Annotated in this window: 9 protein-coding genes and 1 pseudogene; 6 read left to right on the forward strand and 4 right to left on the reverse strand. The window is 60.0% G+C overall.

Annotation, left to right across the window (positions count from 1 at the left end; all coding sequences use genetic code 11):
* Window positions 1–991, reverse strand: a 991-nt coding sequence (locus AAAB16_RS17030) for a maltotransferase domain-containing protein (protein WP_340664390.1), incomplete at its 3' end; no start/stop codon positions are given.
* A gap of 222 nt (window positions 992–1,213) precedes the next feature.
* On the opposite strand from AAAB16_RS17030, the gene AAAB16_RS17035 reads away from it, so the two are divergent.
* Window positions 1,214–1,642: a YqaA family protein gene (locus AAAB16_RS17035; RefSeq protein WP_340664391.1), complete on the forward strand. Its 429-nt coding sequence runs from the start codon at window positions 1,214–1,216 to the stop codon at window positions 1,640–1,642.
* Here AAAB16_RS17035 and AAAB16_RS17040 read toward each other — a convergent pair.
* A pseudogene (locus AAAB16_RS17040) lies at window positions 1,641–2,096 on the reverse strand (DUF4174 domain-containing protein); the annotation flags it as partial. The gene AAAB16_RS17035 and the pseudogene AAAB16_RS17040 sit on opposite strands and share 2 nt — an antisense overlap.
* A 194-nt stretch (window positions 2,097–2,290) precedes the next feature.
* On the opposite strand from AAAB16_RS17040, the gene AAAB16_RS17045 reads away from it, so the two are divergent.
* The 5 genes from AAAB16_RS17045 to AAAB16_RS17065 all read left to right on the forward strand — a co-directional run bounded on the left by AAAB16_RS17045 (window position 2,291) and on the right by AAAB16_RS17065 (window position 7,428).
* Window positions 2,291–2,821 carry an RNA polymerase sigma factor gene (locus tag AAAB16_RS17045; protein ID WP_340664392.1) on the forward strand — a complete coding sequence of 177 codons (531 nt, stop codon included), beginning with the start codon at window positions 2,291–2,293 and terminating at the stop codon, window positions 2,819–2,821.
* Between the two features lie 37 nt (window positions 2,822–2,858).
* Window positions 2,859–3,806 carry a FecR family protein gene (locus AAAB16_RS17050; protein WP_340664393.1) on the forward strand — a complete coding sequence of 316 codons (948 nt, stop codon included), beginning with the start codon at window positions 2,859–2,861 and terminating at the stop codon, window positions 3,804–3,806.
* 89 nt (window positions 3,807–3,895) lie between these two features.
* Window positions 3,896–6,238 carry a TonB-dependent receptor gene (locus AAAB16_RS17055; RefSeq protein WP_340664394.1) on the forward strand — a complete coding sequence of 781 codons (2,343 nt, stop codon included), beginning with the start codon at window positions 3,896–3,898 and terminating at the stop codon, window positions 6,236–6,238.
* Between the two features lie 90 nt (window positions 6,239–6,328).
* Window positions 6,329–6,739: an antitoxin Xre-like helix-turn-helix domain-containing protein gene (locus AAAB16_RS17060; RefSeq protein WP_340664395.1), complete on the forward strand. Its 411-nt coding sequence runs from the start codon at window positions 6,329–6,331 to the stop codon at window positions 6,737–6,739.
* Window positions 6,733–7,428, forward strand: a complete 696-nt coding sequence (locus AAAB16_RS17065) for an RES family NAD+ phosphorylase (RefSeq protein WP_340664396.1) — start codon at window positions 6,733–6,735, stop codon at window positions 7,426–7,428. Before AAAB16_RS17060 ends, AAAB16_RS17065 begins: the two co-directional genes overlap by 7 nt.
* On the opposite strand, the gene AAAB16_RS17070 is transcribed toward AAAB16_RS17065, so the two are convergent.
* Both AAAB16_RS17070 and AAAB16_RS17075 read right to left on the reverse strand, forming a co-directional pair.
* Complete coding sequence (locus AAAB16_RS17070; RefSeq protein ID WP_340664397.1) at window positions 7,425–7,886, reverse strand: DUF934 domain-containing protein; 462 nt, start codon at window positions 7,884–7,886, stop codon at window positions 7,425–7,427. The genes AAAB16_RS17065 and AAAB16_RS17070 overlap by 4 nt on opposite strands.
* Window positions 7,883–9,550: a nitrite/sulfite reductase gene (locus AAAB16_RS17075; protein WP_340664398.1), complete on the reverse strand. Its 1,668-nt coding sequence runs from the start codon at window positions 9,548–9,550 to the stop codon at window positions 7,883–7,885. Before AAAB16_RS17075 ends, AAAB16_RS17070 begins: the two co-directional genes overlap by 4 nt.
* Between the last annotated feature and the right edge of the window lie 149 nt (window positions 9,551–9,699).

The raw sequence follows: 9,699 nt of genomic DNA on the forward strand, positions 1-9,699 counted from the left end.
GAATGGCGAAGTCCAGGGCGATTTCCAGACCATGTTCTTTGGCCGCTTTTACCAGCGCGCGAAAGTCTTCAAAAGTGCCCAGCTGGGGGTGAATGGCGTCATGCCCGCCGTCTTCGCTGCCAATTGCATAAGGGCTGCCGGGGTCATCCACGCCTGCCTTTAGGGAGTTATTACGGCCCTTGCGGTGGGCGCGGCCGATGGGGTGAATCGGCGGAAAATACAGCACATCAAAACCCATATCGCGCACATAGGGCAGCCGTGAAATCACATCACGCAGGGTGCCGTGGCGGGCTGGGTCATCGGTGACGGAGCGCGGGAATAGCTCGTACCAACTGGCGAATTCGGCCCGCTTGCGCTCAACATCAATGGGGTATGCCGGGCTATTGATACGGTGGGGATGGGGCTCGGTGAGGCGCATCAACTCGGTGCTGTGCGGGTCGAGGAAAAACGCCACGCGCTCTTCAACTGATTGGGTGTCTTGCAACGTTCGCAGGCGCTCGGCCATCTGTTCAGCATGCTCCGGCGCAGCGTTTTCGGCGGCGCGGCGCATCAACTGCTCGCCCTCTTGCAGCTCCAGCGTAATCGGCACCCCGGCGCCGAATTTTTTCATCAGTTCATAGGTGAAGGTGGCGTAACCGTCCCACCACGCCTGTACGGCGAACTGATAACGCCCGGGCTCCTGCACGCTGAACTCGGCTTGCCAGAGGTCATTGCCAAGGTCTTTGAGCGGCACGCGGTGCCAGATTTCTTCCAACTCCGCACGGTACAGCACGGCGCCATCCAGCTTGTCGTGGCCGTCGGTAAAAATCACCGCACTCACGGTAATGGGCGAGCCGACAATACTTTTCGCCGGAAAGCGGCCGGCCTCTACCACCGGCGTGACCGACTCAATAGCGATACGCGGCAATTGCAAAGCGTCATCTAGTTGCAGGGAGGCGGCCTGGCGTTCAGCGACCTGATTGAGCGGGGCTAACGGACGGGCATGCGACATCGAATCGGGCTCCTCAGCAAATAGCCGCCAGCCACCCTGAGGGATGGAGGCGGGATTGGATTCGTTGTCCCTGCGCAGCACAGGGCATCTTAAGTTCCGAGCCCCGCGGTTGAGCAAAAGTTCAGGGTTTTATGGCAGCACCGTGGGGGGCTGTGCGCATCAAGGGGTTATGCCGATATCGCCATGGTGCGCACAGCACGCCGTGCGGGTTAGAGTCGCGGCATGCTTTCTGCCTACCTCGGTCTCTTTTTTGTCGCCTTTACCGCCGCCACCCTGTTGCCGCTGCAATCGGAAGCGCTGCTGGTGGGTTTATTGCTGGTTGGCGATTACTCAACGGCGGCGCTATTGGCGGTGGCCATCGCCGGCAATGTGCTGGGTTCGCTGCTGAATTGGCTGTTGGGGCGGTATATCGAGCGCTTTCGCCATAAGCGCTGGTTCCCGGCGAATGCCGAGCAATTACAGCGGGCGCAGCAGTGGTACCAACGTTACGGCTGCTGGACCCTACTGCTGAGTTGGCTGCCCATTGTCGGCGACCCGCTGACCCTGATTGCCGGGGTTATGCGTGAGCCGTTGTGGCGGTTTTTAGTACTGGTAACCGTGGCCAAGGCTGGGCGTTATCTGGCGTTGGCCGCGGTGGTATTGGCTATGTAGGTTCTGGCGCTCGTTGGGCGGCTTCTTTCTCCGCCATGGGCATTTTGTCTACCGTTTCAAATAACGTCTGCGGCTCTATCGGCCCGGCGTGTTCAAGTTTTTTCTCGCCATCCTTGCCCACCAGAATCACCTTGGCTTGCGCGCTGGCGCCAAGCTTCAACGCGCGAATCAAGGCCATGGTGCTTTGTGGGTCGAGGTCTTTGCCGTCGCGTTTGCCGATGGTGTTAACCACGGTATAGAGCACCATGTCGCGCTCTTTAAAGGCCTTTTCATTGGCCGACTCTTTTAATGCCGCAAGCAATTTCACCAATGCCGGGTCGGCTGAGCTGTTGGCAATCACAATCACCGGGCGGGCTTGGCCACGGTCGGCCGTAAGCGGGCTGTCACTGTCATCGGCCATGGCCGGCGCGGTAAGGGCAAACAGCACCGCCATGCTGAACGAGCGCAAAAACATAGTCACCTCCGTAAAAAACCATCCCGACAGAGATTGTTTTAAAGGGGCAAAGGTTCCTGAGGGCTGGGATATCGGCGCAAACCGGCAGCACAGCCCGCGAGTTCTCATTCGAGAATAGCTAGCAATTGAGAGTAGCCGCTATTACAGCTAAGCTGGCGCCCTCATTCAGGCTCAAGCCCCCTACGGTTCCAGTGATGTCGCAGAAATACTCCTCGCTGTTGGCCTGCTTTATTGCCGAACGTCGCAGCTTGGCCGCCTATCTCACTGGGCGCACGGGCTGCGCGGCCACCGCCGACGACTTATTGCAGGACGCCTGGCTCAAGCTCAGCCGTGGCCCCACCAATGAGGCGGTGAGCAACCCGCTGGCCTACCTACGCCGTATGGCCACCAATTTGGCCATTGACGACGCCCGCTCCAACGCCCGCCGTTTGCTCGACCCCATGGAAATTGAGGTGTTGCTGGAGGTGGCTGATGAAGCACCCAACGCCGAGCAAAAAACCTCCGACGCGCAACAGTTGCAGCGCCTGCTGGAAGTGATCGACGAATTGCCGGCGCGGCGCCGTGAGTTGTTTCTGGCGGCACGCATTGAGGGGTTGCCGCATAAGGAGTTGGCGACGCGTTTTGGCATCAGCGTGCGCACCATCGAGTTGGAGATTCACCGCGCCCTGGACTATTGCAGCGCACGCTTGCGTGAGCATGCCGGCGAGCCGACGCGTAACCTCTGATGTACAGTAGCCCCCTTTTTTCAGCCGCCTGCGTGCAATGAACCCAGCTCAGCCCCCTCTCCCGCCGCCGGAAAATCTCGCTAGCCAGGCCAATGCCTGGGTGGTGCGGCTGACCTCTGGCCAAGCCACTGTCGAAGACGCCCGTGCTCTGCGCGAGTGGTGCGCGACCAGCGCGGCGCATGCCGAGGCTTATCGCCAGGCGGCGCAGTTGTGGAAGCAAACCGGTGAAGTCGCCGCGCTGGCGAAGCCGCTGGCGCCACCTCGGCGGCGCCATATCGCGCTAGCGAGTGCTGTCGCCGCCTGCATCGCCCTGGTGGTGGTCGGCTGGACGCAGCTTGGCGGCCTGGCCGATGCCCGTGCCGTATTGGCCGACCATCACACCGCGCCAGGGGACCAGCAACGCATTGAACTGGAAGACGGCAGCATCATCGAGATGGATGCCCGCAGCCGTCTTAATGTCGAGTTCAGTGCCACGCAGCGGCATATCTCGCTGGGTGGCGGTGCCGCCGTATTCCATGTGCAGCACGATGCCAAACGACCCTTTGTGGTCAGCGCTGCCGGTGGCACGGTAACGGCGATTGGCACTGTGTTCGAAGTACGTGAGCAAGGCGCCGGGATCAAGGTGACCTGCAGCGAAGGCGTGGTGGCGGTGAACCAGAGCGGCGCCCGGCAATTGCTCAGCGCCGGTGAGCAATTGCGCTATGGCGAGCAAGGTATCAGCGCCCAGGCCAAGGTCGATGCCGAGCAGGAGCTGGCCTGGCGCCAAGGTTTGCTGGTGTTTAAAAACCGTCCGTTGCAAGAATTGGTGGACGAGCTCAACCGTTACCACCGAGGCCGTATCGTGCTGACCAGCGCGCGCATCGCGGCGTTGCCGGTTAGCGGCGTGTTTCATTTGCAGCGGCCTGACGAGGCATTACGCCATATCGAACAGACCCTGCAACTCAGCGCCACTGAGCTGCCAGCCGGGCTGGTATTGCTGCGCTAAAACTTTTTTATAAATTTTTTGCGGGTCGCCCCTGTGGCCAGCGTCATTCAGATAAGAACAACTATCAAATGACGTTTTTGGGGATTTGTATGGGGATTACACGTACGCCGTTTATGCCGCGCAACGCCTTGGCTTGCGCCGTGCTGCTGGGCTGCTCAACCCTGCTGGCAACTGCCACCAGCCAGGCCACGGAAAGCACCACGCAACAACACACCCTCCGCTTTGCCATTGCCGCCCAACCTCTGGACGACGCCCTCGCCGCCTACGGCATCGCCAGCGGCACCCAGGTTTTGTACGGCGCGCCGCTGACCCAAGGCCTGCGCTCCAGCGCCGTTAACGGCACCTTTACCCGGCAACAGGCGCTGACCCAGTTACTGGCGGGCACGGGCTTGGCCTACCAGTTCACGGCCGAACGCAGCGTGACCTTGCAAGCGGCCAGCCCGACGCAAAGCGCGGCTGACAAGCCCCTGGATATCGGCCCGGTCATTATCAGCGGCGAAAAGATCAGCCGCACCCTGGAAAAAACCCAAACCAGCGTGGTGGTCAATACCGCCGCCGACCTGCGCGAGCACGGCGACAACAGCCTGCAAAACGTGTTTGCCCGAACGCCGGGCGTATACACCCAGGCCGGTAACGAAAACTGGGGCATTCGTGGCGTACCGGTATCCGGTTTTGACGACCAAGGCCCCGCCACCCTTAACGGCGCAGTATCGGTGTATGTCGACGGTGCCCAGCAACCTAACCGCGCACTGACCTTAAGCCCGATGTCGATGTGGGATGTTGAGCAAGTGGAAGTGCTGCTCGGCCCGCAATCCACCACCCAAGGGCGCAATTCCCTGGCCGGCGCCGTGGTGATTGAAACCCGCAATCCCACCTTTGAACCCAGCGTTTCCGCCCAGACCAACGCCGGCAACTACGGCGAAAGCGGTGCCGCCTTCGCCGGCGGTGGCGCCTTGATTGACGGCGTAGTGGCCGGCCGTGTGGCCGTCGACTACCAAGACGGCGACGGCTATATCGACAACGTCACCACCGGCAGCGACGCCAACCCCAACCGCAACAAAAATGCCCGCGGCAAGCTGTTGATCCTGCCCAACGATGATATGGATGTGCTGCTGACCTACGCCTACCACGAGAGCATGCAGGGCGATAACTCGATCTACCGCGTGAACGACAAGGTGCAGTACTACAAGATCGCCTCCGACACCGAGGCCCGCGACACGCTGCAACAAAACACCGGCAGCGCGAAAATCGACTACCGCCTTAATGACACCTGGACCCTGATCAGCCAAACCAGCGGCACTCAATCGGACTACCAATCGCTGTTGGATTTTGATCAGACGGCCGACGCCAACGACGAAGTCGACCGTGTGCAAGAAACCCATATGTTCAGCCAGGAGCTGCGCCTCGCTTATGAAGGGGAGGCTCTACGCGGTTTCGCCGGCGCCTATTACGGCCGAACCAGCAACGCCTTCCGCGATGAATTGTCGTTCGATGGCGTCTTGTTCGCCGCGGTTGATGGCTACACCAAAATCCACAACAAAGCCGTATTTGGCGAGCTGAACTGGGACTTCGCCAGCGACTGGACGCTGATCACCGGCCTGCGCTACGACAAAGAAAGCAACGATACCGCGGTTAACGACGGGCTTGCCCGCACAAACACCGATGTGGAAAAAACCTTCGACGCCCTGCTGCCCAAACTGGGCGTGGACTACCACTTCGCCGAGAGCCAGTACCTGGGCTTTATGGTGCAGCGCGGCTACCGCGGCGGCGGCGTAAATACCCGCGCCAGAAGCAGCCACGCCGCGTACGACCCGGAGTACACCACCAACTACGAGCTGTCCTACCGCGGTGCTTGGCTGGAAGACACGCTGCGGGCGCGGGCCAATCTGTACTACACCGACTGGAAAGACCAACAGGTCAGCCTGCTCGACCTCTCCGGGCGACTTCCTGAGATCTACAACGCCGCGCGTAGCACCATTCGCGGTCTGGAGTTGTTTATCGAGCAAGACGTCACCGAGCGCCTGAAAGTAAATGCCGGCATGGCTTACACCGACGGCCGCTACAAAAGCTTCAACACCCCGGCAGGCGATCGCAGCGGCGAAGCGTTTCTGTATGCGCCCAAATACAAAGCATCGGTGGGCGCCACCTACCGTTTCGACCTCGGCCTGAGCGTGACCACCGACGTCGTCTACCAAGCGGGTAGCCCCTCGGTCTACGACTTCGACGCCAACGGCGAGGTCGCCCACACCCGCCGCAGCGACGACAACGTGTTGGTTAACCTCAATACCGAATACGAGCTGGTGAAAGGGTTGGCGGTGTCGGGGTATGTAAAAAACCTGTTTGACGAGAAATACGTCACCAACAACCGCGCCGATATTCTCGACGTCGGGGCGCCGAGAACCCTGGGCGTAATCCTGCGCTACGACTTGTAGATGGCTTAAACAGCCGCTGCCCGGCCAAACTTGATCTATAGATTCAATTTATATATTATTGAATCTATAGATCAAAAAAGGGGCAATCCCATGACTACCGGCAGCGCCAAACAGGCACCAGAAATTTCCAAAACCCAAGGCGTAATCGGCCTGCGCGCCGCGCTGAATATTTTGGAAAAGTGGCAGGCCTCTGTCGAACAGGTGGGACAGATCCTTCGTATCTCCCGCAGCACCTATACCCGTGCACGCCAGGGCGACAGCCAATGGACGGTGAGCCTGGATGCCGACCAACTGCAACGCATCAGCTTGGTACTGAATATCCACGCGGCGCTGCGTTTGGTGTTCGATAACCCGGAGAACGTGTACGGTTTTGTCACCATGACGAACCACAACACTTTCTTTAGTGGCCGCACGCCGCTGGCGGTGATGGCCCAGGGCGACATGATCGCGCTCTACGAAACATTTCGCCGCATCGACGCCCTGCGGGGCGGCCAATGGTGAAGTTAGCCAGCCTGCCGGTGCTGCCGGGGCACGCGGTCAAGGCCTACCGCCTGGTCAATTCCAAATACCCGCCGGTGGAATTGTTCGACGACGTTGCTAACGCCGCCGACTTCGAAACGCTCTACGCCTTGCAGGCACTGACCAATCCGCGCTTGCGAACCATGGTCGGCGATCTGGGCCTGCTGCCACAGGAGCAGATTCCCTTCGGTATTCCTGGCTGTGCCTATGCCGTGGCGCCTTTCACCCATTTGAGCCCCGACGGTTCGCGCTTCAGCGACGGCCGGTTTGGCATGCTGTACGTGGCCGACACCTTGGACACTGCAATTGCCGAAGTGCGTCATCACCAAGGCCTCTACTGGGCCAAGGTGCCTGCACTGAATTACGACCGTTTTGTCTTTCGCGGCTTGTGCTGCTGCTTCAGCGAGGCGGGTATGCACGACGCCACCACCCTGCCCCTTAACCACCCGATCTACGCCGCCGATGATTACAGCGACGCCCGGCAACTTGGGCGCGAGGCCGTAGCAGCAAAAAGTAGCGGTCTACGCTACCACTCGGTACGTGCTCCGGGCGCACAGTGCTGGGGCTTGCTAACCCCACGCCTGGTGACCTCGGTGGTGCAAACCACGCATTTCGAGATGATCTGGAACGGGCAGATTCTTAGCGTCAACGAATTAACCAGCCGTGTTTAAACCCGCTCAGAACGCCGAAACAGAGGCCTAGGTTCAATGGCTGAGCGCCCGTATAGCACGCTCATACCAGCCAAGCCTTTGAGCGCATCCTCCACCGACTTGTCTTCGCGCACGGCAAAGCTGTCAAAGCCGCACTGGCGCATATGGCTAAGCTGGTCACGCAGCACATCGCCGACCGCACGCAACTCCCCCTGCCAACCCAGGCGACTGCGCAGTAAATACGCTTGGCTATAGCCGCGCCCGTCACGAAAGCTGGGAAAGTCGATGGCAATCAATGGCAGCTCGGCAAACGCCAGGTGCAGGCTTTCCACATCGTCATCCGGGCTTAGCAGCAAGCCGTTGCCAGCTTGCCAATTAGCCGAATGCACAATCCGCAGCCCCTCGCCCTCGCCTAGCTGCCAGGCGTCGTTGCGGTCAATCACGGCTTGGCCATCGACCAAGCGAATCAGGTTATTCACGCCACTTCCTCCGCGCGATACACCCGTTCTTTAAACGGCTCCAAGCCAATGCGCTGCACGGTGTCGACAAAGCGTTCCTGGTTTTCGCGGTAGTCGGTATAGGTTTTTACGATGCGCTCAATCACCTGCGGCACCTGCTCGGCGGCAAACGACGGCCCAATCACTTTGCCCAACGCCGCCTGTTGCCCTTGCGCGCCGCCGAGGGTGATCTGGTACCACTCGCTGCCGTTTTTATCGACGCCGAGAATGCCGATATTGCCGATGTGGTGATGGCCGCAGGCGTTCATGCAGCCGGAGATATTCAGGCTGAGCTCGCCGATGTCGTGCAAGTAATCAAGGTCGTCGAAATGCGCTTGAATACCTTGGGCGATGGGAATGGATTTGGCGTTGGCCAGCGAGCAATAGTCGCCACCTGGGCAGGCGATAATGTCGCTGAGCAGGCCGACATTCGCCGTGCCCAAGCCCAGCTCGCTGGCCGCTTGCCAGAGCGCATAGAGGTCGCGTTTGCGCACATCGGGCAGCACGATATTTTGCTCATGGGCAATGCGAATTTCGCCAAAGCCTAGCTGCTCAGCCCAATCGGCCACCGCCTCCATCTGCGCGGCCGTGACGTCGCCTGGTGGCAAGGCGGCACCGGGTTTGGTCGAGAGCACCACGGAGGTATAACCGGGCACTTTGTGCGCTTTAACGTTGCGCTCGACCCATTTTTCAAAGGCCGGGCTTTGCGCCAGATGGCTGCCAAAATCCAGGTCGATGGCGGACAAGGTTTCATAAGCCGGCGGCACAAAGGCGCTGGCCACGCGCTGGTATTCGGCAGCGGTCAATTCGGCTGGGCCATCTTTCAGGTGCTGCCATTCGCGCTCCACTTCGGTGGCAAACGCTTCAATGCCCAAGGCTTTAACCAGAATCTTGATCCGTGCTTTGTACTTGTTGTCGCGCCGGCCATGGCGGTTGTACACCCGCAGAATCGCCTCGACATACGAAAGCACGTGCTGCCACGGCAAGCCGTCGCGAATCTGCTGCGAAAGGATCGGCGTGCGCCCTAGCCCGCCGCCGACCATCACCCGCAGCAGCATCTGCCCCGCTTCGTCGCGGTACAGGTACAGACCAATATCGTGCATCTGAATGGCCGCGCGATCTTCCGTAGCCGAGCACAAGGCGATCTTGAATTTGCGCGGCAGGAACAGGAATTCCGGGTTAACCGTCGACCACTGCCGGAGGATTTCCGCCAGGGGCCGTGGGTCCATCAGCTCATCAAAGGCCACGCCGGCAAAGGCCTCGGTGGTGATATTGCGCACGCAGTTGCCGGAAGTCTGGATCGCGTGCATCTGCACCTCGGCCAGGCGCGCGAGGATATCCGGCACCTGCTCCAGCTCGATCCAGTTGAACTGAATATTTTGCCGCGTGGTGAAGTGGCCATAACCACGGTCGTAGTCACGGGCAATGCTGGCCAGGCAACGCAACTGCTCGGCGCTCAGGGTGCCGTAGGGAATGGCCACGCGCAGCATATACGCGTGTTTTTGCAGATACAGGCCGTTTTGCAGGCGCAGCGGCAGAAACTCCTCTTCGCTGAGTTCGCCGCTTAAACGGCGCTGCACCTGATCGCGAAACTGCTCGACGCGCTCGTGCACCAGCGCGTGGTCGTAATCATCGTATTGATACATCGGGGTCACCCCTGGTTAGTGGGAGTGACTATGCCCAGTGCAGAGGCACGCAAAACAGCGGCAGATTGGCGAATAAAAAGCGGATCAGGCTGTTTGAGTGATTAGAGATTGGTGCGCACAGCACACCCTACGAGTGCTCGCCTGTAGGG

Origin of the sequence: Pseudomonas sp. (genome assembly GCF_037994325.1) — a bacterium.
Taxonomy (GTDB): Bacteria; Pseudomonadota; Gammaproteobacteria; order Pseudomonadales; family Pseudomonadaceae; genus Aquipseudomonas.

Bases quoted from the DNA above. Each gene is read 5' to 3' on its own strand.
- AAAB16_RS17045 (WP_340664392.1), top strand. From the start codon at position 2,291: ATGTCGCAGAAATACTCCTCGCTGTTGGCCTGCTTTATTGCCGAACGT.
- AAAB16_RS17060 (WP_340664395.1), top strand. From the start codon at position 6,329: ATGACTACCGGCAGCGCCAAACAGGCACCAGAAATTTCCAAAACCCAA.
- AAAB16_RS17075 (WP_340664398.1), bottom strand. From the start codon at position 9,550: ATGTATCAATACGATGATTACGACCACGCGCTGGTGCACGAGCGCGTC.
- AAAB16_RS17065 (WP_340664396.1), top strand. From the start codon at position 6,733: ATGGTGAAGTTAGCCAGCCTGCCGGTGCTGCCGGGGCACGCGGTCAAG.
- AAAB16_RS17035 (WP_340664391.1), top strand. From the start codon at position 1,214: ATGCTTTCTGCCTACCTCGGTCTCTTTTTTGTCGCCTTTACCGCCGCC.
- AAAB16_RS17050 (WP_340664393.1), top strand. From the start codon at position 2,859: ATGAACCCAGCTCAGCCCCCTCTCCCGCCGCCGGAAAATCTCGCTAGC.
- AAAB16_RS17055 (WP_340664394.1), top strand. From the start codon at position 3,896: ATGGGGATTACACGTACGCCGTTTATGCCGCGCAACGCCTTGGCTTGC.